Origin of the sequence: Winogradskyella pacifica (assembly GCF_003386275.1) — a bacterium.
GTDB classification, from domain to species: Bacteria; Bacteroidota; Bacteroidia; order Flavobacteriales; family Flavobacteriaceae; genus Winogradskyella; species Winogradskyella pacifica.
The window spans coordinates 876,507-902,101 of record NZ_QREI01000001.1 but is presented as its reverse complement, the minus strand read 5'-3'; the positions used below and the strand labels follow the sequence as shown (position 1 = coordinate 902,101).

Annotated in this window: 22 protein-coding genes and 2 tRNA genes; 16 read left to right on the top strand and 8 right to left on the bottom strand. The window is 33.6% G+C overall.

Translation table 11 applies throughout. The annotated features are described in order from the left end of the window. The first annotated feature begins 74 nt into the window (after nt 1-74). Nucleotides 75-677 (top strand): carboxymuconolactone decarboxylase family protein, encoded by a 603-nt coding sequence (locus DFQ09_RS03890; RefSeq protein WP_115808330.1) that lies wholly within the window; start codon nt 75-77, stop codon nt 675-677. A 14-nt stretch (nt 678-691) separates the two neighbouring features. After that, on the top strand, nt 692-1,465 hold the full coding sequence (locus DFQ09_RS03885) for a toxin-antitoxin system YwqK family antitoxin (protein WP_115808329.1): 774 nt from the start codon (nt 692-694) through the stop codon (nt 1,463-1,465). A 13-nt stretch (nt 1,466-1,478) separates the two neighbouring features. Here the strand turns inward: DFQ09_RS03885 and DFQ09_RS03880 are convergent, their stop codons facing one another. The 6 genes from DFQ09_RS03880 to DFQ09_RS03855 all read right to left on the bottom strand — a co-directional run bounded on the left by DFQ09_RS03880 (nt 1,479) and on the right by DFQ09_RS03855 (nt 5,704). Beyond that, nucleotides 1,479-2,054: a uracil-DNA glycosylase family protein gene (locus tag DFQ09_RS03880; RefSeq protein ID WP_115808328.1), complete on the bottom strand. Its 576-nt coding sequence runs from the start codon at nt 2,052-2,054 to the stop codon at nt 1,479-1,481. A 3-nt stretch (nt 2,055-2,057) separates the two neighbouring features. After that, nucleotides 2,058-3,419, bottom strand: a complete 1,362-nt coding sequence (locus tag DFQ09_RS03875; protein ID WP_115808327.1) for a dihydrolipoyl dehydrogenase family protein — start codon at nt 3,417-3,419, stop codon at nt 2,058-2,060. Nucleotides 3,420-3,509: 90 nt separating this feature from the next. After that, nucleotides 3,510-3,854, bottom strand: a complete 345-nt coding sequence (locus DFQ09_RS03870) for a HopJ type III effector protein (protein ID WP_115808326.1) — start codon at nt 3,852-3,854, stop codon at nt 3,510-3,512. Between the two features lie 4 nt (nt 3,855-3,858). Continuing rightward, nucleotides 3,859-4,533 carry a 16S rRNA (cytidine(1402)-2'-O)-methyltransferase gene (gene rsmI / locus DFQ09_RS03865; RefSeq protein WP_115808325.1) on the bottom strand — a complete coding sequence of 225 codons (675 nt, stop codon included), beginning with the start codon at nt 4,531-4,533 and terminating at the stop codon, nt 3,859-3,861. A gap of 41 nt (nt 4,534-4,574) precedes the next feature. Beyond that, a complete protein-coding gene (locus DFQ09_RS03860; protein WP_115808324.1) occupies nt 4,575-4,931 on the bottom strand; it encodes a DoxX family protein in 357 nt (118 codons plus the stop codon). After that, complete coding sequence (locus DFQ09_RS03855; protein ID WP_115808323.1) at nt 4,931-5,704, bottom strand: hypothetical protein; 774 nt, start codon at nt 5,702-5,704, stop codon at nt 4,931-4,933. The genes DFQ09_RS03860 and DFQ09_RS03855 overlap by 1 nt, the downstream gene beginning before the upstream one ends. 187 nt (nt 5,705-5,891) lie before the next feature. Here DFQ09_RS03855 and DFQ09_RS03850 point away from each other — a divergent pair, with 187 nt between their 5' ends. The 8 genes from DFQ09_RS03850 (at nt 5,892) to DFQ09_RS03815 (ending at nt 16,650) form a co-directional block, all read left to right on the top strand. Continuing rightward, a complete protein-coding gene (locus DFQ09_RS03850) occupies nt 5,892-6,539 on the top strand; it encodes a thymidine kinase (protein WP_115808322.1) in 648 nt (215 codons plus the stop codon). Then, on the top strand, nt 6,532-7,641 hold the full coding sequence (gene alr / locus DFQ09_RS03845; protein WP_115808321.1) for an alanine racemase: 1,110 nt from the start codon (nt 6,532-6,534) through the stop codon (nt 7,639-7,641). Before DFQ09_RS03850 ends, alr begins: the two co-directional genes overlap by 8 nt. Before the next feature lie 82 nt (nt 7,642-7,723). Next, complete coding sequence (gene mscL, locus DFQ09_RS03840; RefSeq protein WP_115808320.1) at nt 7,724-8,125, top strand: large conductance mechanosensitive channel protein MscL; 402 nt, start codon at nt 7,724-7,726, stop codon at nt 8,123-8,125. A gap of 184 nt (nt 8,126-8,309) precedes the next feature. Further along, a complete protein-coding gene (locus tag DFQ09_RS03835) occupies nt 8,310-9,299 on the top strand; it encodes an aspartate-semialdehyde dehydrogenase (RefSeq protein ID WP_115808319.1) in 990 nt (329 codons plus the stop codon). A 185-nt stretch (nt 9,300-9,484) separates the two neighbouring features. After that, nucleotides 9,485-11,650: a prolyl oligopeptidase family serine peptidase gene (locus DFQ09_RS03830; RefSeq protein WP_115808318.1), complete on the top strand. Its 2,166-nt coding sequence runs from the start codon at nt 9,485-9,487 to the stop codon at nt 11,648-11,650. Nucleotides 11,651-11,804: 154 nt separating this feature from the next. Further along, nucleotides 11,805-13,166: an Ig-like domain-containing protein gene (locus DFQ09_RS03825; RefSeq protein WP_115808317.1), complete on the top strand. Its 1,362-nt coding sequence runs from the start codon at nt 11,805-11,807 to the stop codon at nt 13,164-13,166. Between the two features lie 10 nt (nt 13,167-13,176). Further along, a complete protein-coding gene (locus DFQ09_RS03820) occupies nt 13,177-15,648 on the top strand; it encodes an FG-GAP-like repeat-containing protein (RefSeq protein ID WP_115808316.1) in 2,472 nt (823 codons plus the stop codon). Between the two features lie 87 nt (nt 15,649-15,735). Then, entirely contained in the window at nt 15,736-16,650 is a 915-nt protein-coding gene (locus DFQ09_RS03815; protein ID WP_115808315.1) for an ABC transporter ATP-binding protein, read from the top strand. Here DFQ09_RS03815 and DFQ09_RS03810 read toward each other — a convergent pair. Beyond that, complete coding sequence (locus DFQ09_RS03810; protein WP_115808314.1) at nt 16,629-17,639, bottom strand: helix-turn-helix transcriptional regulator; 1,011 nt, start codon at nt 17,637-17,639, stop codon at nt 16,629-16,631. The two genes, DFQ09_RS03815 and DFQ09_RS03810, sit on opposite strands and share 22 nt — an antisense overlap. A gap of 117 nt (nt 17,640-17,756) precedes the next feature. On the opposite strand from DFQ09_RS03810, the gene DFQ09_RS03805 reads away from it, so the two are divergent. The 6 genes from DFQ09_RS03805 (at nt 17,757) to DFQ09_RS03790 (ending at nt 23,160) form a co-directional block, all read left to right on the top strand. Then, nucleotides 17,757-18,377, top strand: coding sequence for a hypothetical protein (locus tag DFQ09_RS03805; protein WP_115808313.1), 621 nt, complete (start codon nt 17,757-17,759; stop codon nt 18,375-18,377). Between the two features lie 454 nt (nt 18,378-18,831). Beyond that, entirely contained in the window at nt 18,832-19,380 is a 549-nt protein-coding gene (locus DFQ09_RS03800) for a tetratricopeptide repeat protein (RefSeq protein ID WP_245940300.1), read from the top strand. 149 nt (nt 19,381-19,529) lie between these two features. After that, a tRNA-OTHER gene (locus tag DFQ09_RS18835) sits at nt 19,530-19,670 on the top strand. A 161-nt stretch (nt 19,671-19,831) separates the two neighbouring features. Continuing rightward, nucleotides 19,832-19,895: transfer RNA gene (locus DFQ09_RS18830), tRNA-Ser, on the top strand. 550 nt (nt 19,896-20,445) lie between these two features. Beyond that, nucleotides 20,446-21,546, top strand: a complete 1,101-nt coding sequence (locus tag DFQ09_RS03795) for a slipin family protein (protein ID WP_115808312.1) — start codon at nt 20,446-20,448, stop codon at nt 21,544-21,546. A gap of 219 nt (nt 21,547-21,765) precedes the next feature. Next, entirely contained in the window at nt 21,766-23,160 is a 1,395-nt protein-coding gene (locus DFQ09_RS03790; RefSeq protein ID WP_115808311.1) for an RtcB family protein, read from the top strand. 522 nt (nt 23,161-23,682) lie between these two features. On the opposite strand, the gene DFQ09_RS03785 is transcribed toward DFQ09_RS03790, so the two are convergent. Beyond that, the gene (locus tag DFQ09_RS03785) at nt 23,683-25,581 is read right to left on the bottom strand and encodes an amidophosphoribosyltransferase (protein ID WP_115808310.1); all 1,899 of its coding nucleotides are present in this window, start codon (nt 25,579-25,581) and stop codon (nt 23,683-23,685) included. Nucleotides 25,582-25,595 lie beyond the last annotated feature (14 nt).

Here is a 25,595-nt window from a genome sequence, read left to right as displayed (position 1 = left end):
ATAGCATTTCTGGTAAGTGACAAAACTTAAAATACTATCTTAGTTCATTCAAAAATAACACTAAAAAAATAACTATGGCATTAGTAACACCATTGTCTGCGGACCATGATTTAGAAACCAAAGAATTAGCGGAATTCTTTAATGAAACGCTTGGATTTTGTCCAAATTCGGTTCTAACCATGCAGCGCAGACCAGCAATAAGTAAAGCGTTCATCAATTTAAATAAAGCAGTTATGGCCAATGAAGGCAAAGTAACTTCAGCTTTAAAACGTATGATTGCTTGGGTGAGTAGTAATGCTACAGGTTGTCGTTATTGCCAAGCACACGCCATTAGAGCAGCAGAACGCTATGGAGCAGAACAAGAACAATTAGATAATATTTGGGAATATAAAACGCATGCTGCTTTTTCTGATGCAGAACGTGCAGCTCTCGACTTTAGTTTAGCAGCTTCAATGGTACCAAATGCTGTGGATGCCGAGATAAAAGAACGCTTGTATCAACATTGGGATGAAGGAGAAATTGTAGAAATGTTAGGCGTCATTTCTCTTTTTGGATACTTAAACCGTTGGAATGATTCTATGGGCACTAATATCGAAGAAGGAGCTGTGGAAAGTGGAAATAAGTATTTAGGGAAACATGGTTATGAGGTTGGTAAGCATGATGGGTCTCAGTATTAATTAAAATTTTTTTTATGAAGCTATCAAAATTCACGTTTCTAATCTTAATAAATGTTTTGTTATTATTTGGATGTAAATCTTCTGAAAAGGATAAGAATGATGATTCTTTTACTTTTATAGAAAGGCATGCTTACACTATTAATAATTATAATGGACTAGATTATTATAGGCTTAACAAGACTAAGAAATTTATGGATGGCTACTATGTTGTCGGAAATAAAATGGCTAAATGGGAGGAATTTGAGTTTGATGGTGGGTTGTTAAATGGCGATTATATTGTGTTTCATCCCAACGGTGAGATGTTTTCTCATACCAAATATTCTAAAGGGAAAAGACATGGTGATGAACTAATGTATTATCCTAATGGTGTTTTAAACAGCAAAAACACTTATAATAATGACATATTAGTAGGGAGTAAATACACGTATTTTAATAGTGGAAAAGTGTTATCAGAATCTAAAATTGAAGATGGTAAATCTATAGAAACACAACATTTTGATGTATTAGGAAATATTGTATCGCAACGTTTTATAAAAGATGGTAGGACAATAACTCAGGGAATTGTTAAAGGAAAAGTTTATTCTGAAATGGTATCCTCTAATTACGATAGCTATGAAACTATAAAATTTTATAATGAAGATGGAAGTACTAAAATTTATTTACAAAGAGAAGAAGAAAATGATACGATGTATATTATAGAATTAGATGACAACGGAAAAGAAGTAAAACGCGTGAATGTTAAGGCTAATCCTGAAGAAGGTATGAAATACGCTGCATATTTTAATTAGGTTTTAGCTCCATCTATTCCTTGAGTATGTTCTTTACTTGTTTCTCTAGTTCAGGCACCACCAATTCCTCAAACCAAGGATTTTTACTTCTCCAAAATCGATTAGTTGGTGATGGATGCGGAATCGGAAAATAGGTTGGTAAATACTCTTTATAATCTCCAACCGTTTCGGTTAGTGTTCGTTTTGCGTTCTCTTTTAAATAATACTTCTGCGCATAAGCGCCTATTAAAATAATCAACTCAACATTAGGCATTTTATCTAATAATTGCTGATGCCATTGTGGTGCACATTCTGGTCTTGGTGGTAAATCGCCCGTTTTTGCTTTTCCAGGATAGCAAAAACCCATTGGTATAATCGCAAAATTTTCGGTGTTATAAAATTGTTCGTCAGTTACGTTGAGCCACTGTCTTAATCGTTTTCCGCTTTGGTCGTCCCACGGAATTCCAGAGGCATGCACTTTTGTTCCTGGCGCCTGACCAATAATTACAATTTTAGATTTTGGGTTTGCAGTTGCTACAGGTCTTGGTCCTAAAGGTAAATGCGTTTTACAAATGGTACATTGACTTATATTATGAAGTAATTCTTTCATTTTTTAATCCTCATCCTTCAGCATACTCTTTAGATCATTAGTATAAGATGGATATGTAAATATCTGCTTTTTAAAATCACGAATTGTTAAACCTTCATTCATGGCTAGAGTCAAGATATTAATCGTTTCATTCGCTTGAGAACTTAATAAATTGGCACCCACAATTTTTTGAGTACGCTCATTAACAATAATTTTATAAGCGTAAGCATCGGCATTTTCTTTTTTAGAACTGTACCAATCCGAAGCATCTCCTTTATAAACGATCACATTTTTGTATCTGCTTTTAGCTTCTTCTTCAGAATAACCTACACTCGCCAATTGCGGTTTGGTAAAAACAACAGAAGGTACTAATGGGTTTTCAAACGCCTTAGCATTACCATTTATAATGTTATGGCCTGCAATATAACCTTGTAATCCTGATAAGGGTGTTAACGGTAAAGATTTACTCGAAACGTCTCCACAAGCGTACACATTTACGTTGCTCGTACTTTGCATAAAATCATTAACCAAAACCCCAGATTCATCAGCTTTTATACCAGCATTTTCTAAATCTAATTTTTCTACTGCTGGCACACGACCTGCAGTATTAAATATCTTTCTGGCTTTTATTGATTTTGTTTTACCGCCTTTTTCATACGTCAGTTTTAAGTTTTTCTTCAATTTTTCTATGGAGATCGGTGTTGTATTAAACATGAACTTAACTCCATTTTTTTCTAAAACCTTGGTTAATTTTTCAACCAAAAAGGAATCAAATTGTGTTAACGGACTATCTCCAACTTCAATCATAGTAACGTCACATCCCAACGTTGAAAGCATATAACAAAACTCCATTCCAACATAACCCGAACCAATAAATATGGCTGATTTCGGAATTTTTTTTAAATTGAGAATGTCATCACTAGTTTTTAATAAGTCGGAACCTTCAAGTTTTAAAGTTCTTGGAACGTAACCTGTAGCGATTACAAATTTATCTGCCGAAATGGTTTTTCCTTCAACTGTAATTTCATTTTTACTAATGAATTTTGGGGATTGATGATATAAATCAATGCCTAAATCCATTAAGTCATTTTCTGTTGAAGATGGTACAGGTTTCGTGAAGGACGTTTTAAATTTCTGAACAGATTTCCAATTAATTTTAGGTGACTTCTTAATCCCAAAACCTTTAAGTTGGTTGGAGTGTTGCACTAAATCTGCAAATTGCATTAGTATTTTTTTAGGATCGCAACCTCGTGTTGCACAGGTGCCTCCAAATTCGCGTTTATCTGAAATAGCCACTGTTAATCCTGCTGCGATACAAGCTTTTGCCGCTGTTTGGCCTGCAATACCGCTACCAATAACAAATACATTATAATGTTTAGTCTCCATAATTTAAGTTTGAATTAGAAAATTAAGGAAAGAATATGATAATGACTGATGCTGTCGCTGTAAAGGTTAACCCAATTACGAAACGTGCTTTTATTTTTTCTTTAACGGAAAGGTTTCAAAGTAGAGACCTTCAAAGCCTGTTTTAACAAAATTTCGGATGTTTTGATGTCCTGTTCCGTCCGGATGTATTAAAACATCTTCAAAATAATAGTTGCCAAAACAAGCTAAGGTTTCTTCTGTTGTTAAATTTTGATCTACAGCAAAGGCGAATAGTTTACAAGAGCCTGAGTTTTCATCTTTATCATTGTTTAATGTTCCATTTTTAAAAGCTGTTGGAGTAAACTCGTAATGGGCTTCTATGATGTTCATGGTTTCAGAAAATTCAATCTGTTTAGGAGTAGATTTAAGTGTCTCTAAAAAATCTTTTAAAATCATAAGGCTATTTCTGTTTTCCGTCTACGACAATTACAATTTCGCCTTTTGGTGGTTTGTTGGTGTAATGATCTAAAACTTCTTTTGCTGTTCCTCTAATAGTTTCTTCGTACAATTTTGTTATTTCTCTCGATACAGAGATTAGTCTATCTTCTCCAAAATATTCACAGAAATGGCCGAGTGTTTTTATAAGCTTATGTGGACTTTCATAAAAAATGATAGTTCTAGTTTCTTCGGCTAAGAGTAATAATCGTGTTTGTCGTCCTTTTTTTACAGGCAAAAAGCCTTCAAACACAAACTTATCGTTAGGTAATCCACTATTGACTAGTGCTGGGACAAATGCGGTTGCGCCTGGTAAACAATCCACTTCAATATTGTTTTCTACACAAGCTCGTACCAATAAAAAACCAGGATCTGAAATTGCAGGAGTTCCTGCATCACTAATGACAGCGATAGTCATTCCTGCTTTTAATTTTTCGATTAAATGGTTCACCGTTTTGTGCTCGTTGTGCATATGGTGACTTTGCATTTGCGTGGTGATCTCAAAATGCTTTAAAAGTTTTCCAGATGTTCTGGTATCTTCAGCTAAAATTAAATCGACCTCTTTTAAAACGTCGACAGCTCTAAAAGTGATGTCTTTTAAATTTCCAATTGGTGTTGGTACTAAGTAAAGTTTACCCATATTTATTTCTCGAAAAAATGAGAATATTTTAAAATTATTATCTAGTCTCTTAAATATTTACCTAAAAAATAGGACGGAAAAAGAACTATTAATCCGTAAAAAGAAAAGCCAAAAATACCATGACCAGCATAATGATGGGCTGCGGTTGCTAAAACTAAATCAAAGAAAAAACCTGCATAAGCCCATTCTGTTAGCCATTTACTTTTTCGCCACAAAACCATTGCAATACCAAGAAGTTTTAAAATAGCAAGTGGTATTACAAAATAGCTTGGGTAATTAAGACCTTCAAAATAGCCCTTAATCATTTCGGTATTTAATAGATACATCTGTGCTGAATACAGAAAAATTAGGCACAACACAATGGTACAGAACCAATAAATAATTTGTTTGACTCTCATTAATTAAATTTTCCTTCTATTAATTGAAGAAAGCGTTCTTCATAGTCTTCTTTCCCTACCCAATTATTATAATCAGGTTTTACCATTTCTAAAATTAATGATTTAGCTTCAGTCAAAGATCCAATGGTGTTAATTTGAGAAATAACACGATCATAATCTTCATTTTCTCCTTCAAATAAATGTTTAATAAAAGCTAATTTATCGTTTAGTCCTATTTTTAGATTTTGGCTTTTTAACTTATCATTTAAAGATTTATTTGCAATTTCTACGTCACGTTTTTGAGCAACTTCTATAGGTTCAAATTCTGGCATTTCATCAAAACCAGAGGTGATATCTTCAAAATCAATAGAAGATTGTTCTACGTTAGTTTCTTTAGGTAAGACTTTTTCTGATGTAGTTGTTTTTTCTATTACATGTTTTTCTTCAACGTCTTCATCAGGCATATGTGATACTAAGTCTTTAATTTTAGACATTACAGGTTCCATTATACCATCATCTTCAGTTTCATCTAAATGAACGTAAGTTTTATCTTCAATCTCTATGTTATCACTATATTTATTATTGAATGCAGTATCTAACATGTCAAAAAACGATGAGTCGTGACCAATTTTAGGAATTCTGTCTTCAAAATTTTCTTGCGCAAATTTTAAAACAGTTAGTTTTTCATAGAGTACAGCGACTTCGTCATGAAGTTTATTAATGTCTTCTCTGCCTGTTAATTTTAGAATCCTATGGGCAATACTAACTAATTCTGATTCTAATTTCTTTTTCATAGTTCTAAATTTTTATATTGAAGCACTTTAAGGCTTTTGAGTTTTCGAAATTATTTTGAATGTCTTATAAAATAAGAATATAATTTCTTTATGCTCTTTTCGTAAGTTTTGCTTTCGATTTTTTAATAAATTTGTCTCACCTTTATAAAATCGAAGATCAACTTTGATTTAGTGCTAAAATTACAAAATGTTTCTCGAAAATACAGTAAATCAGAAAGAACAATTTGGGTGGATTGAAGTCATCTGCGGATCTATGTTTTCCGGTAAAACGGAAGAGTTAATTCGTCGATTAAAACGTGCCCAATTTGCAAAACAAAGAGTTGAAATTTTTAAACCTGCTGTAGATGTTCGTTATGATGAAGAGATGGTTGTTTCTCATGATGCGAATGAAATCCGTTCTACGCCAGTGCCTGCAGCTGCCAATATCCCAATTTTAGCAGATGGCTGTGATGTTGTTGGTATTGATGAAGCCCAATTTTTTGATGATGAGATTGTTCGCGTTTGTAATGATTTGGCCAACAAAGGTGTACGTGTTATTGTTGCAGGATTAGATATGGACTTTAAAGGCAATCCTTTTGGGCCTATGCCAAATCTTATGGCGACAGCAGAGTATGTTACTAAAGTACATGCCGTTTGTACAAAAACCGGAAATTTAGCACAATACAGTTATAGAAAAGCATTGAGTAATGATTTGGTTTTACTTGGAGAAGTTGACGAATACGAACCTTTAAGTAGAGCTGCTTATTATAAAAGTATGCAAAGAGATAAAGTAAGACAAATGAATGTGAATGATGCAGAGGAAATAGATTCTAAAGACGAAAATCGTAATGTCTAAAGCTCTAGAAACTATTCTCGAAATTGATTTAAGTGCGCTAACGCATAATTTCAATTATTTAAAGTCGAAACTTCAGCCGGAAACAAAATTTTTAGCCGTAGTGAAAGCCTTCGCTTATGGTAGCGATTCTGTAGAAATTGCAAAACATCTTCAGAAATTAAACGTAGATTATTTTGCTGTTGCTTACACGCAAGAAGGAGTAGTTTTAAGAGATGCAGGAATTACAACTCCCATTATTGTACTTCATCCACAGTCTGTAAATGCAAATATACTTATCGATAGATGTTTAGAGCCTAGCATTTATAGTGCGCATGTTTTAAGTGAATTTATTAAAACTGCTGAAGCGCAATCTCAAAAAAATTATCCGGTTCATATAAAATTTAATACAGGATTAAATAGACTCGGTTTTAAAAATAACGATATTGAAACCATTGTTACTTCGCTTAAAAACACGTCATCAGTTAAAGTGAAATCTCTGTTTTCACATTTAGTGGCTAGTGAAGATCCCAACGAATTAGAGTTTTCCAATCTTCAAATTGAACGGTTTAAAACAATCGCAGAAAATTTTGAAGAAGGCATAGGTGATAGACCTTGGTTACATATGTGTAACACTTCTGGTATTCTTAACTATCCTGAAGCGCATTTTAATATGGTGCGCAGTGGTATTGGACTTTATGGATTTGGAAATTCTGATGAGGAAGATAAAAACCTCAAACCTATAGCAAGTTTAAAATCTGTGATTTCTCAAATTCACGAGATTGAAAAAGGAGAAACCGTAGGTTACAACAGAGCTTACATTTCTAAAGGATTGGAAAGAACAGCAACCATACCAATTGGGCATGCTGATGGTATTAACCGTATTTATGGAAATGGAAATGGTTATGTAATGATCAATGGGGAAAAGGCACCAATAATTGGTAATGTCTGTATGGATATGATAATGGTAAACGTTACAGATATCAATTGTAAAGAAGGAGATGAGGTTATTGTTTTCGATTCTACTTATACAGCAAGTAACTTAGCTGAATCAGCACATACAATTTCTTACGAAATTCTAACCGCAATATCGCAACGTGTTAATCGCGTTTTTAAGCGTTCATAAGCTATTGGTTTTTTAAAATGTGACTTTTTTAATTACCTTGTGTCTGATTAACTTAATAACTAACTATTAAAAACACGAGATTATGTTAAAAGAATTTAAAGAATTTGCAATGAAGGGCAACCTTATAGACATTGCTGTTGGTTTTGTAATGGGTGCCGCTTTTAAAGAAGTAGTTACCGCATTTACAGGAGGTATTGTATCTCCATTAATTGGGATGATTTTCGACTCAGACTTTAAAGCGTTGAGATACCAGTTAAAAGAGGGAACGTTAAATGATGCTGGCGAAATGGTTGGTGATGTTTTCTTAGAATACGGTACATTTTTAACTAATGTAATTGATTTTATCATTGTAGCATTTGTAATGTTCCTTGTGGTAAAAGGTGTTAATAATATGAAAAAGAAAGAAGAGCCTGCGCCAGCTGCGCCTGCAGGACCATCTGAGGTTGAGTTATTAATCGAAATCAGAGATTCATTAAAAAAATAAATCACGTATAGCGTCATCGCTACACTACTATTTTTAACTAAACCCAGACTGTAACAGTCTGGGTTTCTTTTTGTAATTACAAAATCAATAATTTATACCCTTTATTTTTATTAGAATTTTAAGACTAATTGAAGGCTTTACTTAAAGAAATATTATAATTTTGAGAGTTCTAAAAATATGTTTTATGAAAGTAGCAATTGTAGGTGCAACAGGCATGGTTGGTAACGTAATGCTTAAAGTATTAGAGGAACGTAATTTTCCTTTAGATGAGTTATTACTAGTAGCTTCAGAACGTTCTGTAGGTAGTAAATTAAAATTTAAGGGTAAGGATATTGAAGTGATTAGTATTCCTACTGCTATCGAAAAACGTCCAGATATTGCGTTATTTTCAGCAGGTGGTAACACGTCTTTAGAATGGGCACCAAAATTCGCAGAAGTTGGTACAACAGTCATTGATAATTCTTCAGCATGGAGAATGGACTTATCAAAAAAATTGGTAGTTCCAGAAATTAATGCTGGTGAGTTAGAAAAAACAGATAAAATTATTGCTAATCCTAACTGTTCTACGATTCAAATGGTAATGGCATTAGCACCACTTCATAAGAAGTATAAAATTAAACGTATTGTTGTTTCAACATATCAATCTGTATCTGGTACAGGTGTAAAAGCTGTTGAGCAAATGGAAAATGAAATTGCAGGTATAAAAGGTGAAATGGCATATCCGTATCCAATTCATAAAAATGCAATTCCACATTGTGATGTTTTTGAGGAGAATGGTTATACCAAAGAAGAGATGAAATTGGTAAATGAAACTCAAAAGATTCTTAATGATAAATCGATTGCAGTAACAGCAACTGCAGTTAGAATTCCTACAGCTGGTGGTCATAGTGAAGCAATCAATGTAGAGTTTCATAATGATTTTGATGTTAGTGAGGTAAGACAATTACTTAACGATACAGATGGAATTACAATACAAGACAATTTAGATGTTAACGTATATCCTATGCCTATGTATGCTAATGGTAAGGATGATGTTTTTGTTGGTCGTATTAGACGAGATGGCTCTCAACCTAACACTTTAAATTTGTGGGTGGTTAGTGATAACCTTAGAAAAGGAGCGGCGACAAACACCGTTCAGATAGCAGAATATCTTATTAAAAATGCTTTAATATAGTTTCTTTTAAAGCAGATTAGATTATTTTAAAATAGCGTACATTCAAGGATTTCAACCGATTATTTGTGTAATTAGTTGAAATTCTGCATATATTGTCATTCCAAATATACTCTTAGTGGTTTGTTATTAACAAGCAACTAAAACCTTACATTTAAAATGGAGTGCTTATTTAAAAAAATCTAGTTATGAAAAAAATACTTCTTTCTGCTTTAGTGCTAACAATTTTTGGGTCTTGTAAAAATGAAAGCGAAACTGTGAAAATGACTACGATAGATTACCCTGAAACGAATAAAATAGATACTGTAGATACATATTTTGGTGAGTCTGTAGCAGATCCCTACCGATGGCTAGAAGACGATAGAAGTAAAGAAACTGAAGCTTGGGTTAAGAATCAAAACGACGTTACTTTTGGTTATTTAGAGCAGATTCCTTATCGCGAAGAATTAAAAAAACGTCTTACAAAACTTTGGAACTACGAAAAAATCGGTGCACCATTTGTAGAAGGAGATTATACGTATTTCTCTAAAAATGATGGTTTGCAAAACCAATCCGTAATTTATAGATACAAAACAGGAGGTGATCCTAAAACAGCTGAGGTTTTCTTGGATCCAAATACGTTTAAAGAAGACGGAACAATTTCGTTAGGAGGTATGAGCTTTTCTAAAAACGGAAAGACATTAGCTTATGCGATTTCTGAAGGTGGAAGCGACTGGCGAAAAGTTTTGGTATTAAATGCTGAAACTAATGAGATTATTGAAGACACATTGGTTGATATAAAATTCAGCGGTATGTCTTGGTATAAAAATGAAGGTTTCTATTACTCTAGCTACGATAAGCCAAAAGGAAGCGAGTTATCTGCTAAAACGGATCAGCATAAAGTGTATTATCACAAATTAGGAACAAAACAATCCGAAGATAAATTAGTCTTTGGTAGTACCCCTGAAGAAAAGCACCGATATATTGGAGGTGGAGTTACGGAAGATGATAAGTATTTGGTTATTGTCGCAAGTGTTTCAACTTCTGGAAATAAGTTGTTTATCAAAGATTTATCACAACCAAATAGTAAACTTGTAACTATTTTAGATCACACAAATAGTGATTCTCACATTATCGAAAATGTAGGTTCAAAGCTTTACATTATGACCAATTTGGGTGCGCCAAATCAAAAAATTATAACCGTAGATGCTTCAAATCCAACTCCAGAAAATTGGGTGGATTTTATTCCTGAAACAGAAAATGTTTTAAGCCCTTCAACTGCTGGAGGTTACTTTTTTGCCAACTATATGGTAGATGCGGTTTCAAAAGTATCGCAGTACGATTATAACGGAAAACTAATAAGAGAGGTTGAATTACCAGGAATAGGTACGGTTGCTGGTTTTGGTGCAAAGAAGGACGAAACAGAGCTATATTATTCATTCGCTAATTATGTAACGCCAGGAAGTATTTATAAATACAATATAGAAAACGGGACTTCAGAATTATATAGAAAGCCGAGTATTGATTTCAATCCAGAAGACTACGAAAGCAAACAGGTGTTTTACAAGTCTAAGGATGGTACAAAAGTACCCATGATTATTACGCACAAAAAAGGTATAAAGCTCAATGGTAAAAATCCAACGATTCTTTATGGCTACGGTGGATTTAATATCAGCTTAACTCCAAGTTTTAGTATCGCAAATGCGGTTTGGATGGAGCAAGGAGGTGTCTATGCAGTACCAAACCTTAGAGGTGGTGGTGAATATGGAAAAGCATGGCACGATGCAGGGACACAGCTTAAAAAACAAAACGTTTTTGATGATTTTATTGCGGCAGCAGAATACCTTATATCAGAAAAGTATACCTCATCAGATTTCTTAGCCGTAAGAGGTGGCTCTAATGGAGGTTTGTTAGTTGGGGCAACAATGACACAACGTCCAGATTTAATGAAAGTGGCTTTACCTGCTGTTGGTGTTTTAGACATGTTACGTTACCATACGTTTACAGCTGGAGCTGGTTGGGCTTACGATTATGGAACTGCTGAAGATAATAAGGAAATGTTTGAGTATTTAAAAGGCTATTCGCCTGTTCATAATGTAAGAGAAGGAGTGAAATATCCAGCAACATTAGTTACTACAGGAGATCATGATGATCGTGTGGTACCAGCACACAGTTTTAAATTTGCTGCAGAATTGCAAAGTAAGCAAACCGGTACTAACCCAACACTTATTAGAATTGAAACAGATGCTGGCCATGGAGCGGGGACACCTGTAAGCAAAACGATTGAAGAGTATACAGATATTTTTGGGTTTACCTTATATAATATGGGATTTGAAGTATTACCAACTAAAACAGAGGAAAAAGTAAAGGGCTAATAATTAGAACCTATTAACTTAGTTAGTTGAGTTGCCTTCAGGTGTCATACTGTAATTTAGGGAGTAAAAGAATTTGAACATATTAAATATTTGATATTTTTTGTAGGACTTTTAAATCTTTAACTGTCTTGTTATTAGTGTGTAATTATTGCAAATGAAAAAAAAATACTTTTTATTTTTTCTCCTAACTTTATTTCTGTTTTCATGTGGCAATGATGATGGCTTAATCCCTTTGGCTATTGAAACACATCCTGATACTTTAACCATAGCACAAAATTCAGAAATTGAAATTTTTATATTCCTAAACGATTCCAACATTCCTTCAAATGGGGAATTATCATTAAGCCACCCCACCAAAGGTAATGTGGTTGTAATTGATAGTAATAATACTCCCAATAACCCGAGTGATGACCATTTAAAATATACGGCAAACCCAAATGAAGTAGGTTTAGATAATTTTGAATATACTATTTGTAGTGTCTCGGGTGATTGCAAAACAGAAACAGTATCAATTACCATTACAACGAGCTCTAATGTGCTTTATGATTTAGAGAATATGCCGTTTCAAGCGCTGTCCGACTATCAATTTTTTGATGGTGATTTAAAAAATTTAGAGCCGACTAATGGTGTTATACCTTATACCTTAAACTCCACTTTGTTCAGTGATTACGCAAAGAAGAAGCGTTTTATTTGGATGCCAAATAATAATAAAGCGTTGTTTGTAAATGAAAACGAACTTTTAGATTTTCCTGTTGGAACAATTTTAATAAAGAATTTTTACTACGATAATGTACTACCAGAAAACACAACGCAAATTATAGAAACACGACTTATAATTAAAAAACACGAAGGTTGGGTTTTTGCAAATTATGCATGGAATACTGAGCAGTCTGAAGCTGCTTTAGACATGAATGGAAGTTATATAGATTTACAATGGCAACAAGAGGGCATAACTAAATCTGTAGAATATAGAATTCCATCAGGTCCCGAGTGTCACACCTGCCATAAAGTGAACGAAATTGCGCAACCTATTGGGCCTAAGGTTAGAAATTTAAATTTACCTTATATTTACAATGATGGAGCGTCTAATCAATTAGAAAAATGGGTTAGTTTAGGATATTTAGAAAATACACTTCCTGAAACAATAGCAAAACTCCCAGATTATAATGATTCTAATGCGTCATTGGATCAACGAGTAAGAGGTTATTTAGAAATAAATTGTGCGCATTGCCATTCAGAAAGTACACATTGCTCATATAGACCAATGCGACTAGATTATTTGTCTACAGAAGACGCAACAAATATGGGAGTATGTGTAGATGCAGAAACCGATCTAGGATTTGGTCTTGGTCACATTGTAGAGCCTGGAAACGCTAGGAATTCTGTACTGTACTTTAGGGTGAATTCTACTGAAGTTTCAAACAGAATGCCGCTGTTGTCGCGTACAATTGTGCATAAAGAAGGTGTTCAATTAATAGAAGAATGGATAAACACATTAAACATAAACTGTAATTAATAAAATTGATATGAAAAAAACACTACTTATTACATTGGTTCTAACGTTGTTTTGCGCTCACAGTTATGGCCAGGAATTAAACAAATTTGCGAATTGGCCTAACAATCAGTGGGTGCTGTCTGGCACTTATGATGCAGCATATTTAGATGCAGATCCAACAACAACGAGCGCATCATTTTCATTTAATGATGATGAAGCAGGAGGAGCTTCTGATAATACCATTGCTGCTGAATCTCCTATTATAGACTTAACTAACGCTTTTAATGCCAATGAAATTGAAATAAAAGTGGAGTTTGCATATGTTTATAATATATATCAAAATGATCAATCTTTATTCTTACAATACTGGGATAATAGTACTAGTCAGTGGGTTAATTGGGGGACCGAAATTTTGCCTAATTCATCAACTCAAGGCAATTTTTGCAATGCTAGTTCTACAAACTATTCTAGCGAATTATTAGATATTTCTGGGTTTTCAAACACGCAATTAACAGGGTTTAAGTACCGCATGTTATATGACGATAATGATTCTTTCGGATGGGGCTTTTGTATTGATTCTCCTACGATAAGTTCTTCTGCATTGTTGCCTTGTCCAAATGTTTCATCGATTTCTCTAAGCAATATCAATACGGTTAGTGCTATGGCTAGTTGGACTGCTGGTGGGTCAGAAACGTCATGGGAAGTAGTAATTCAATTAGCTACAGATGGAGTGCCAACATCTGGTACGACATCGGCAATTACTAATTATAGCTTTACCAACCTTTCGCCAGGAACAGCTTATAGGATTTATATTAGAGCAAATTGTGTTGCTGATGGTTATAGTTATTGGGAAACCGTAAGTTTTACGACTGGAACAAATAATACGGGAGATCCAGTATCATTCACTACCAACCCGATAAATACAATAGGTGTATATGATATTGCACTTGTAGATTTAAATGGGGATTTTTTAGACGATGTTGTTTCTGTAAGTACTAATAGTTTAAATATACATTATCAAGTGGCTTCTGGTGGTTTTAATATGACAAATATACCAACGCCAGGTGTTACTAGTGGACCAAATTGGAGTTTGGCTGCAGGTGATTTTGATCGTAATGGCTATAATGACCTTTTATACGGAGGTGGTGCGCGTGTTACTTTTTTACAAGCCAATAATACAGGTACAGGCTATAGTCCAATATCAGGATCAGAGTATGTGTTCTCTCAACGTTCTAATTTTGTGGATATTAATAACGATGGTCACTTAGATGCCTTTGTTTGTCATGATGTAGATCCCAATGTCTATTATATTAATGACGGATCTGGAAATTTAACATTCCATCAAGGTCAAAGTGCCGTATTGCCAAACGGAATAGGTTTAGTGCCAGGTGGTGGTAATTATGGTACTGTTTGGATCGATTTTGATAATGATAGAGATATGGATTTATTTATTGCAAAGTGTAGAGGGGGGTCTTCAATTAGTATCAATGAACTATGGAGAAATGACGGTAATGGTGTCTTTGTAAATATTGCAGATAGTAATGGTTGGTACGACACAAATTATCCAAGTGTAGGTCACGATAATTCTTCTAATTTAGGAGACTTAGTACAAACATGGTCTTCTGCTTGGGCAGATTTTGATAACGATGGAGATATGGATGTTTATGTTGGGGCGAGTAGTACTTCTGACGGGTATTCTAAGTTGATGCAGAATAATGGAGATGGCACTTTTACAGATGTAACTGCTGGCTCTGGGGTTCTATCGGCAACAATGGGAATAGAAAATGCGCCGGCGGATTTTGACAATGATGGTTACGTAGATATTTTAAGTAATGGAGACATATTATTTAATAACGGGGATTTCACATTTACTAATCACTCCTCTAATATGCCCCCAAGTGGTGCTATTGGAGATGTAAATAATGATGGCTTTTTAGATGTTTTTCGGAATGGAAATATTTATTTAAACAATACAAATGCCAATAATTGGATAAAGATAAATACCGTAGGAACAATAAGTAATATCAATGGTATTGGTGCTAGAGTAGAAATACAAACATCTAACGGCACACAAATAAGAGATGTGAGGAGTGGAGAAGGTTTTGAGTATATGAGTTCGTTAAACACACATTTCGGAATTGGTAATTCAACAAGTATTAATAATATCACTATTTACTGGCCGTCTGGTACTGTAGATTTTATTTCAAATCCGGCTATAAATACAGCACATACTATTGTTGAAGGTTCTGCCTTGACCGTTATAGATGAAACTTTAGTAGATGTTTCTATTTACCCTAATCCGGTGGAAGCAGAACTTACGATCAAAACTTCTGCAAACGTTATTAATAAAATCGCAACAGTTTTTGATATTAATGGGAAACGTATTCTTAGCCAAAAACTAGATTCAAATACTATTAACGTTTCAAATCTAACTAGTGGAATTTACTTTTTAAGATTAGAATCTGAAGGGAAAATTATAAAACGAAAGTTTATAAAAAAATAATTTTAGACTATAAATAGTTTAAAGCCGTTTGAGAAATCAAGCGGTTTTTTTTATGACAATTCTTTAACGATGTAGTATTTTTGTAATATGCTTCAAGTAAAAAATGTCACTTTCGGGTATTCTAAAACTAAGGTTTTAAAAGCTATTTATTTTAATGTTAAAGCCGGAGAAAACCTTGCTATTATTGGCGAAAGTGGCTCTGGTAAAAGCACGCTGTTAAAACTTATATACGGCGAGTACGATTTAAAACAAGGGCAGATTTTTTGGAAAGATGAAGAGATTCTTGGTCCAAAATATAATCTGGTTGTGGGTTACGATTTTATGAAATACGTGACCCAAGAATTCGACTTAATGCCGGTGATTACAGTTGAAGAAAATATAGGTAAACACTTATCACGCTTTTACCCTGAAGAAAAACAAAAACGCACTGAGGAATTAATAAAAGTGGTAGAACTTGAAGCCTTTGCAAATACCAAAGTAAAATTCTTAAGTGGCGGACAAAAACAACGTGTGGCCATTGCTAGAGCATTAGCAAAAGAACCTGAAATCTTATTACTAGACGAACCGTTTAGTCATATTGATAATTTTCAAAAACAAGGTTTGCGACGTAATGTTTTTAATTACTTAAAATCAAAACATATAGCGTGTATTGTTGCGACTCACGACAGAAATGATGTGCTTGGCTTTGCTGATGAAATGATAGTGCTTAATGAGGCTGAAATCATAGCTAAAGACACACCTCAAAATTTATATAAAAATCCTAAGCAACCATTAATCGCCTCATTTTTTGGCGAATTTAATGTTATAGAATCTTATGGGATTGTATATGCTAATCAGATTCAAATTGTAGACGACTCAGATTTAAAAGCTGTTGTGAAAACGTCTTATTTTAATGGAAGTTCGTGGTTGATTGAAGCGGATTATAAATCTGAATCAATATTTATTGAGCATAATTTGGAGTTAAAAAAAGATGCGGAAATTCAATTTTCAATCTCTTCATAATTTCTTAATGAAGTTTTTAGTTTTTTTAGCATTCTGTTCCTCAATTTTAGTGGTTTTAAAACTTCAATAGTATCACCAAAGCCTAAAATAAGACGTTCCAATTCAAAATTAATTTGCACAAAAATATTGAAAATTACACCGTCCTCTTTTTCTTCAATAATACGCTGCGACGGATGAAAAGGTTTTGTAATGACATAAGGAGCGTTTTTATGATCTATTTTAAATTGAATCCGTTCAGCTCTAGAATTTGAAACCGTAACACCAACAACATCTCTATAATAGACGTCACCATCAATTTTGAAATCTTCATAAATTTCATCATCAAGCGATACAATTTCAGTCATTCTGTCTAAAGCCAAAGTGATAAATTTTCCTTTCTGATTAGCTAATAAAAACCACCTGTTATTAAATTCTTTTAGTAATTGTGGATGTACAATCATCACACTAGCATTACGAGCTTTAAAAGATTGATAAGTTACTTCAATCACCTTTTTAGTTTGAATAGCATCGTATAAAACATCGATAAATTCAAGCCCTTTTAGCTGTTCATTTTTATCTAAATGAATAATAGCACGTTTGTCTTTCTGTGATGAATTTACGGAGTCTTCCAAACGTTGTAAAACACCATCCATTTCTTTAAATAACGAAAAATCTTTGAACTGTCTCAGTAACTGAATCGCCTCATTCATCACTTTTATATCCTTATCGGTTACAGGAATATTAATAATACTATAATCAGCATCCTCATATTTATAAAACTTACGATCATAAACCACAATGGGTGCATTATAACCCAGCTTGTCGCTTCGCATCATTTGTAAATCTAACTGAACAGTTCTTTTGCTGACATCAACAGCTTTGCCTTCGTATTCGTATAAAGCATCCGATACCGCTTCAATTAGATCGTTAAGCGTCCATTGTCTAAACTGGTTTTGAAGACATTTATCAATGGTTTTATAGCGTATTAATGCGTTTTTGTTTACTGCCATTTTATTAATTTGAGCTAAAGTTCCTGTAAGGTTTCAATCCTTAAATTTAAAAGAAAATATTCACTACGCAAAAACATTGCGCATATCAATCAAATATTTGTCTCAAATACTAAATCAATGGAAACTTTAAAACTTAAAATATACGATGTATTAAAAGAAGAAATAACCATTTCAGAATTTGAAAATTGGTTATATAATTCTGAATATATGAAAACTGAAATCAAAGCAGATTCATTATTATTTGATGTCATAAATATTAATTATAGACTCGAAAATTCTTTGAAAATCCTAAAAAATTTGAGCTTAAAAAATTTTTCAGAAGAAGAACTTTTAATTTTTAAATTAGAATATAATTGTTACAAGATAGTTAACTCGGAAGATACTAAAAACTATAAAAAATATGTTCTAAACATAATTCAGGATTTTGAATTTGACAATGACTTTGAAGGCTTTGGGGAGTTTTACTATATCTACTACTCTTTTGATGGTTATGATTATAATCAATATCAAAACATATCATCCAATAATCTAAATTCAAAAACCAAACATTTAGCAAATTCACTATTAAAAAGCTTGAAAAATTGTAATAGTATTGAGGAAAAAATTAAAACGCTTAAGCTTAAAAAAGAACCCGAAAATGACGAGGAAAATATCAATGTTTTAGAGTTTAAAAGTTTACAAAGCAATAAAAAATTAACCTTAGTTCAAAAATTATTTGCATTTCTCAAAAAAATATAATACTTCGTATTATGGTGCTCAATTTCAAGCGATTTGAAAAATAAATTTTGTAAAGTCAAAAAAAAAGCTAAATATTTGCATCGCAATAAATTAATATTTTGGCCGCTGAGCGAAGTCGAAGTGAGCTAAATTGCAACCAAAATCAGATTAAAAATTAGAAACTATGAGTTTATGTATAACATATCAAAACGATCCAAAAGGAATTCTGCCTTTTGTGATGCTTCGTGATTATCGTTAGATAAACTTTTCAAATTTATAAATGAAAAATCCGAAGCCAGTTAAACACTGTTTCGGATTTTTTGTTTTCCACTATTAGCGATTCTGCTAAACACATTTCCACAAACAGTAATTATAAAACGAACATTATGTCATTCTGAGCACAGCGAAGAATCTCATGTATAGTTCAAACGAATTTATTAATAATTAAAAAAGATCCTGAATCAAGTTCAGGACAATGAAAACCATGGACACGAATTTGTTAAACAATTACGTGCTTAAAGCCATAGATGCTTATCCATACGAATTAGAAGAAACTGTAGAAAATCTAAACTACGCCTTATCCTATGAATCTAACAATGCTTATGCTTTGTATTTAATGGGGCGTTTACAAGCCGAACAATTTGGCGATTACGAAAAAGCCAAGCAGTATTATGCAGAGGCTTTGGCAAGCAAACTAGATTTTCACAAAGTGTATGCGCACTACATTTTAGTTTTAATATGGAATGAAGATTACGACGAAGCTCAAAAATTAATTGATTTCGCATTGACTGTAAAAGGAGTTTATAAAAGTGAAATCCAACTATTTCAAGGCTGCGTTTTTGAATGTCTTCAGAAATATAAGAAAGCATTAAAGGCTTTAAAGCTCGCAAAGCGATTAGGTTACAATAACAGTTACATCAGCTTTATAGATTCTGAAATGAAAAGAATCAAAAACAAAATGAAGCCTAAAAAGACTATAAAAACCAAGGGCAAGAAGAAAAAGAAGAATAAAAATAAAAAATAATTTAACTGCGCAAAAACATTGCGTAATAGCTTGAAATATTTGCAGTGTAATTAATTAGAAGTCTTTTGGAATCAGACTTTAAAAGTAGCGCTCTGCTAGAAAAGGAATCTAGCAGAGCTTAATAAAAGTTCTTTAACATAATAAAAAACGGAAGCATTGAGCAATTGGTTGGCTCGCCTGACTGAAATGCGTTTTTACGCATTCAACGAATCTTATTTATAAAAATAAAAATTGTTGAGTTAAAATCTGATTTCATAATGAACGTGTAGGTTCGAGTCCTACTGCTTCCACATCAAGCAAGTCTTGTTAAGTGTTTCTGTATAGCACTATTGTATAAATCCTTACTGTTTAGTATGAGGTTTTTATATGCAACTTGACTTGAAGGCTTCGGTTATTAGCCAAATAATAATCCCCTCTATAGGTCATGGGTTCGAATCCCATTCTCAATTCGCTTGAGATAGTTCAGTTTGGTTAGAACAATAGAAACATCGTAGGTTCGAATCCTACTCACACAAATGTGTGATGGTCGAGTGGTCGAAGACTCTACCCTTTTAGATAGTATGTAATGGACTCATAATCCATATCCCAGAGCTGGTCAACTCACAAAAAGGACCACCAAGTGCGTCACACTTTAAATGGCAAAAACAAAGTGAACTAAAACTCGCAATAGCAACTTGTTGTTAGCGCAGTCTAGAAAACACCTTGACATACAAAATGTATTATAGGTCGCTTTAGGTATTCTTTTAAAGATTCATTTTTCAATAAACGTTTCGGAAATAGTCGTTTCTGTATTGATAAATCATCTGCAAAACAAGTCTTAAAACACTTAAAATCTATTGTATTTCCGTAGTTAGAAAGATGGTTTTCTTTCGCTTTGTTTTAATTGAATAGTCATTCCGGAAAACGGAATTCTATTATAAATGTATAACCGTTCTGAAGTAAAAAAAAAACTAAAGGACAAAAAATTAGAAATCATGAACCATCCATAACTATAAGTTAGTCGTCTGGTTCAGGTGATTAAATGGATGCACCATTTGATAATTAAATAACAATAAAGCAGAACAAATGAATAGAGAAAGAATTCATGCAGGTACAGTAGGTTTGGTGTTTAAAAATGGTAATTACACGCGTGTTATTACAGAAGGAAAACATTGGATAAAATTTAGCGAGCAAGTCTTAAGATGCGATTTGTCACAAGCTTTCAGTGCGCCAAAAGCATTAGAAATCTTGCTTAAAGATGAGGTTTTAGCAGCAATGTTAACTCTAATTGATGTAAAGGATAATGAGATTGTTTTGGTTTACGAAAACAAAAACTTTAAACGCATCTTAACTGCTGGTCGTTATACATTTTGGAACAGCTTAATTGACTACAAATTTGTAACTGCCGATTTAAGTAAAATCGAAATTACAGAAGATATCAGTAAAGCCTTGTATAGCAATATGCAATTGCGCCAATATATTAGAACTTTTGAAGTTGCCGCTTTTGAAAAAGCCATTATGATTGTTAATGATACGTTTGTTAAAATTCTTGAACATGGGACTTACCATTTCTGGAAAAACGAGCAAACCATTAAAATCGCAAAAGCCGATATGCGTCAATTGCAATTAGAAGTTGCTGGTCAAGAATTATTGACCAAAGACAAAGCGACCGTTCGTATTAACTTTTATGCACAATACCAAGTTACAGATATTGAAACGGCGTTAATGCAAAACAAAGATTTCGAAAAGCAATTGTACACAATTTTGCAATTGGCATTAAGAGCATTTGTTGGCGCTTACACTTTAGACGAATTGTTAGAGCAAAAGGAAACGATTGCCGAAGCTGTTTTGAAAAACGTAAAAACACAAGCCACCAAATTAGGTGTTAATGTATTGCATGCAGGTGTTAGAGACGTCATTTTACCAGGTGATATGAAAGACATCATGAACCAAGTTTTGATTGCTCAGAAAAAAGCACAAGCTAATGTAGTAACCAGACGAGAAGAAACAGCTTCTACTCGTAGCTTGTTGAATACAGCGAAATTAATGGAAGACAACAACATGTTGTTTAAATTAAAAGAGATGGAATATGTTGAGAAAATTGCTGATAAAATTGGCGAAATCACAGTTGCTGGTAACGGTAATGTGATTGAACAATTAAAAGATATTTTCTCTGTGAATAAGTAAATTCTATAATCCTGCAAGGTTTCAAAAACCTTGTAGGTATTATAAGTAGCCAAACCTACAAGGTCAAAAAAAAGACCTTGCAGGATAAATAAAATTCAAGTACGCAAAAATATTGCGTAGCACACTATAATATTTGTAGTGTTATTAAGATGTCATTCAGGGTGTCACACTGAGCGCAGTCGAAGTGCAAAGCGAAGAATCTCACAAAAGAAAGAAAACATGAAAACTAGAATAACAGGTCACGATTTAAAAGCCTTAGGTTTTACGCAAGGGAAATGGATGAAAGAAGCCATTACTTATATTAACGACAACAAATTAGAAGGAGAAGAAATGGAAACGTATTTAGAGCAATTTAAATCACCAGATCCTATTGCCCTACATAAAACACCTATTGACTTTTCTATAAACATCAAAGCAGAAAACGAAGAAGAAAAAGACAACGTAGCTAAAGTGATTAACTCAATGCAAACACTGATGAAAACACCAACATTGGTTGATGGCGCCATTATGCCAGATGCTTGCCCAGCTGGTCCAGACGGAACAATCCCTGTAGGTGGTGTTGCAGTAGCAAAAAATGCAATTCATCCAGGAATGCATAGTGCTGATATTTGTTGTTCTGTAATGCTAACCGATTTCGGAAAAGCAGATCCAAAAGATATCTTAGATACAGCACATGCTAATACTCATTTTGGTCCTGGAGGACGGGATAGAGATTCGCAGTTTAGGTTTCCGAAGGAATTGTTAGAAGCTTTTGAATCTAATTACTTCTTAAATGATGGTAATATGATTCAAATAGCACGATCGCACTTAGGAACTCAAGGAGATGGTAATCATTTTTTATTCGTTGGAACTTCTAAAAAAACAGGAAACACAATGATAGTAACACATCATGGCTCTAGAGGACCTGGAGCACGTTTGTATACCAAAGGTATGAAAATCGCGGAACGATTCAGAAAAGAGTTGTCTCCAGATACTAAGAAACAAAATGCGTGGATTCCTTTTGAAACTGAAGAAGGACAATCGTATTGGAAGGCACTTCAAATTATAAGAGACTGGACAAAAACAAATCACGAAGTGTTGCATAATTCAGTTGCAGAATCTTTAGAAATAGCTATTGAAAACCGCTACTGGAACGAGCATAATTTTGTCTTTAAAGATGGTGATTTATTTTACCATGCCAAAGGAGCAACACCTTTGGATGCGAGGTTTATGCCAGACATTACAGGACCACGATTGATTCCGTTGAATATGTCTGAACCTGTACTTATTGTTGAAGGTAATACCACAAATACCAATTTAGGTTTTGCACCACATGGTGCAGGTAGAAACGTGAGTAGAACACAACATAGAAAAAGTAAAACGGGAACTACAATGCAAATCTTTAAAGAGGAAACGCGTGGATTAGATATCCGATTTTTCTCAAAAGAAATTGATATTACCGAGTTGCCATCTGCTTATAAAAATGCACAAAACGTAAGAAATCAAATGGAAGAATACGGTTTAGGTAAAGTCATTGACGAAGTTATGCCTTATGGTTGTATTATGGCTGGCGATTGGCAAAAGAATGCACCTTGGAAGGTAAGACGAGAGAAGAAAAAACGAAATAGAAAGTAAACCGTAGAAAGGGATAAAAAGTAGGCTGACTTCGGTTGGTCTGCTTTTTTTTTAATGAAAAGGAGAGGTCGTTATTAAAGTTGCTGATTATGAGATTATTAAAAATGAAAAAGGATGAACAGTTGTTCATCCTTTTTGCCCCAAATCTACCATAAACTTAACCTACTTATGTTATGGTGAGTCAAATATAAGCGGACAATATTGTAAGTATTGCATTTTTTGGATAAACGACCTATATATTAGTCTAAGCGTGGAAAGTGCAGTGTTTATAAGAAAATAACTGTATAAATACACATTATGTATAAATATAGGTCTTAAAGTGTTATTTCAGTAAAGGGCATAAAAAAAGGTGAACGAAGTTCACCTTTTTTTGCCCCAAATCTACCATGAACTTAACCTACTTATGTTATGGTGATACCAATGTATATTTAATTTGTTAAAACGAATCAACAATCGGATTAAGTGCGTTTTTATCCGATAAAATACATGTTTTATCGGATAAAAGGCCTTTTGTGCTCGGTTTTAGTATGCGCGTTCTTTATTTCCTTCGTAAAAATTAATAAAAGCTCTATTTACAACTCTATTTCCACCTGGTGTAGGATAATCTCCTGTAAAATACCAATCTCCTAAATTCTTAGGACATGCTTTGTGCAGGTTTTCAACAGGTTGGAAAATAATTTTAACTTCTGCTTTTATATCTTCACCACCTAATAATTCCGAAATCTTATCAGAAATTTGTTCATCTGTAAAATTAGCATAGATCTCTTTTACATAATTTACAATATTCTTGTCCTTCATTTGGACTTGCGCTACACATTTCTTATAAATCTCTTCGACAATATGGTATTGGTTATTGTCTTTTAATAGCTCTAAAGCAGCTTTAAAAGCGATTAGTGTTTCAAGGTTTGCCATGTCTATACCATAACAATCAATATAACGAATTTGAGGAGCAGAAGAAACCACGACAATTTTCTTAGGGTTTAATCGGTCCATCATTTTAATGATACTCTTTTTAAGCGTTGTACCTCTTACAATACTATCATCAATGATCACTAAGTTATCTGTAGGCTTTATAACACCATATGTAACATCATAGACGTGTGCAACCAAATCATCTCTACTACTATCTTCGGTAATAAAGGTTCTTAGCTTCACATCTTTAATGGCTATTTTTTCAATTCTTGGCCGTTCAGATAAAATTTCGGTAACACGATCCGAAGATAGTTTTCCATTCCCATCAAGTATAGATTTTGTTTTCTTTTCGTTGAGGTGATCTTCAACGGTTTCAATCATACCATAAAATGACGTTTCCGCCGTATTAGGAATATATGAAAACACACTATTTTTGGTGTCATTATTAATCGCTTCAAGTACTTTCGGCATTAATAAACGACCAAGCATTTTGCGTTCTTGGTAAATTTCAGCATCACTACCACGAGAAAAATAAACACGTTCAAAAGAACAAGCTTTACGTTCTAAAGGCTCTAATATCTTCTTAATTTTTGTTTCACCAGATTTTTTTGTGATAATAGCATGGCCTGGATCCAATTCCTTCACCGCTTCAAAAGGAACATTAAAAACGGTTTGAATTACAGGACGTTCTGATGCTACGACAACAATCTCATCATCTTTATAATAGTAAGCTGGTCTAATTCCAGACGGATCTCTTAATACAAAAGAGTCACCATGGCCTAATAAACCTGCCATAGCATAACCACCATCCCAATTTTTGGCTGCATGCTTTAATATTTTACCAACTTTTAAACGTTCAGCAATTAAGGGGGAACATTCATTTTTATTGTAGCCTTCTTTTTTAAGGTCTTTGTAAATTTTTGAAACAGCATCATCTAAAAAATGACCTATTTTTTCCATTACTGTAATGGTGTCTGCTTTCTCTTTTGGATGCTGACCGATTTCAATAAGATTATCGAAAAGTTCATTAACATTAGTCATGTTAAAGTTACCAGCAACAATAAGGTTTCTGTGCATCCAATTGTTTTGTCTTAAAAACGGATGAACACTTTCTACACTATTTTTACCAAATGTACCATACCTCACATGCCCCAATAATACTTCGCCAATGTACGGAATGTGTTTTTTCTGTAAATCAACATCGTCTTGGTATTCCGGGTGAGTAGTGAGCTCGTGGTTAATACGTTCGTTAATTTGAGCAAAAATATCCTGTATCGGTTGCTGAGCAATAGATCGCACACGACTGATGTAACGTTCACCTGGTTTTACGTCTAATTTAATACTTGCAAAACCAGCTCCGTCTTGTCCACGGTTGTGCTGTTTTTCCATCATTAAATACATTTTGTTAACACCATAAAAAGCACTTCCATACTTTTCTTTATAGTATTCTAATGGTTTTAAAAGTCTAATAAGTGCAATTCCGCACTCATGTTTTAACGCATCGCTCATGATTAATTTTTTCC